This window comes from Acetobacter indonesiensis (assembly GCF_000963945.1).
GTDB classification, from domain to species: Bacteria; Pseudomonadota; Alphaproteobacteria; order Acetobacterales; family Acetobacteraceae; genus Acetobacter; species Acetobacter indonesiensis.
The window spans coordinates 1-2,500 of record NZ_BAMW01000001.1; the positions used below are offsets into that span (position 1 = coordinate 1).

Here is a 2,500-nt window from a genome sequence, read left to right on the forward strand (position 1 = left end):
TGGTTGCGGGGATAGGATTTGAACCTATGACCTTCAGGTTATGAGCCTGACGAGCTACCGGGCTGCTCCACCCCGCGGTGGTGTATTTTTGTGGGTGATTTGGAAGACCTGGCGGCGACCGACTTTCCCACGGCTTAAGCCGCAGTATCATAGGCGCTGGGGGTTTTCACGGCCGAGTTCGGGATGGGATCGGGTGGATCTCTCCCCGCCATGGCCACCAGGTCATCCAAATCACCCTGCTTTGGGGTGGTGTGGACGGTTGGGTCTGATGAAGTATGACGTATTGTATGGATGATTTCTGTGCACGGGCCGTTCTTTTAAGGGAACGGTAAGAGAGTGAGCCTATTGGGCGATTAGGACCAGTTAGCTACACGCATTACTGCGCTTCCACACCTGGCCTATTGACGTGATGGTCTATCACGGCCCTTAGGGAGACCTAGTTTTGAGGTGGGTTTCCCGCTTAGATGCTTTCAGCGGTTATCCCGTCCACACTTAGCTACCCGGCTGTGCCACTGGCGTGACAACCGGTGCACCAGAGGTATGTTCATCCCGGTCCTCTCGTACTAGGGACAAATCCTCTCAAGTCTCCAACATCCACGGCAGATAGGGACCGAACTGTCTCACGACGTTCTAAACCCAGCTCACGTACCACTTTAATCGGCGAACAGCCGAACCCTTGGGACCTGCTCCAGCCCCAGGATGTGATGAGCCGACATCGAGGTGCCAAACCTCCCCGTCGATGTGGACTCTTGGGGGAGATCAGCCTGTTATCCCTAGAGTACCTTTTATCCGTTGAGCGATGGCCCTTCCACGCGGGACCACCGGATCACTATGGCCGACTTTCGTCTCTGCTCGAGCTGTCACTCTCGCAGTCAGGCGGGCTTATGCCATTGCACTCAACAGCCGGTTTCCGACCGGCCTGAGCCCACCATCGCGCGCCTCCGTTACACTTTGGGAGGCGACCGCCCCAGTCAAACTGCCCACCATACAGGGTCCCGGATCAGGCTAACTGACCGCGGTTAGACATCAGAAAAATTCAGGGTGGTATTTCAAGGATGGCTCCACGGGAACTGGCGCCCCCGCTTCAAAGCCTCCCACCTATCCTACACAGAATGTCTCTGATGCCACTGTAAAGCTGCAGTAAAGGTTCATAGGGTCTTTCCGTCTGACCGCGGATACCCCGCATCTTCACGGGGAATTCAATTTCGCTGAGCCGATGCTGGAGACAGCGGGGAAGTCGTTACGCCATTCGTGCAGGTCGGAACTTACCCGACAAGGAATTTCGCTACCTTAGGACCGTTATAGTTACGGCCGCCGTTTACCGGGGCTTCAATTCAGTGCTCTCACACCTCCTCTTAACCTTCCGGCACCGGGCAGGCGTCAGGCCCTATACGTCGTCTTTCGACTTCGCAGAGCCCTGTGTTTTTACTAAACAGTCGCTACCCCCTGGTCTGTGCCACCCGCCAATGGTTGCCCACCAACGGGTCTCGCTTATCCCGAAGTTACACGAGTAATTTGCCTAGTTCCTTCAGCATCGTTCTCTCAAGCGCCTTGGTATTCTCTACCAGTCCACCTGTGTCGGTTTCGGGTACGGTCTATACGCCAGAGCTATTTCCTGGAATGCGCAAAAAGCCAGTCCAATCCATTAAGGACTGACAACATCTTGCATTCGTCACTTCTGGCAGGTTCAGGACTATTCACCTGATTCCCATCGACTACGGCTTTCGCCCTCGCCTTAGGGGCCGACTAACCCTGCGTGGATTAACCTTGCGCAGGAACCCTTGGACTTTCGGCGACAGTGTTTCTCGCACTGTTTGTCGCTACTCATGTCAGCATTCGCACTTCCGATATCTCCAGAGAGGGTCACCCCGTCTCCTTCACAGACTTACGGAACGCTCCGCTACCGCGCATATCATAGATATGCACCCACAGCTTCGGCACGTGGCTTGAGCCCCGTTACATTTTCGGCGCAGGGTTTCTATTAGACCAGTGAGCTATTACGCTTTCTTTAAAGGATGGCTGCTTCTAAGCCAACCTCCTGGTTGTTTTGGAATCCCCACATCCTTTCCCACTTAGCCACGATTTAGGGGCCTTAGCTGGTGGTCTGGGCTGTTTCCCTCTCGACAATGGACCTTAGCACCCACTGTCTGTCTGCCAGGCTAATACTTCCGGGTATTCGGAGTTTGGTTAGGTTTGGTAAGGCTTTGGGCCCCCCTAGCCCATCCAGTGCTCTACCCCCCGGGGTAAATTCCTGACGGTCTACCTCAATAGATTTCGCGGAGAACCAGCTATTTCCGAGTTTGATTGGCCTTTCACCCCTAGCCACAGCTCATCCCCGACTTTTTCAACAGGCGTGGGTTCGGCCCTCCAGTGCGTGTTACCGCACCTTCAGCCTGGCCATGGCTAGATCACTCGGTTTCGGGTCTTCTGCCAGCAACTCAACGCCCTATTCAGACTCGCTTTCGCTACGCCTACACCTATCGGCTTAAGCTCGCTGCAA

At 55.0% G+C, this 2,500-nt stretch carries 1 tRNA gene and 2 rRNA genes (1 of these 3 cut by a window edge); all 3 read right to left on the bottom strand.

From position 1 onward, the window contains the following. Positions 1-77, bottom strand: a tRNA-Met gene (locus tag Abin_RS00005). 29 nt (positions 78-106) lie between these two features. After that, positions 107-222 (bottom strand): 5S ribosomal RNA (rrf, locus tag Abin_RS00010). A gap of 110 nt (positions 223-332) precedes the next feature. Beyond that, positions 333-2,500: ribosomal RNA gene (locus Abin_RS00015) — 23S ribosomal RNA — on the bottom strand; it runs 574 nt beyond the window's last position.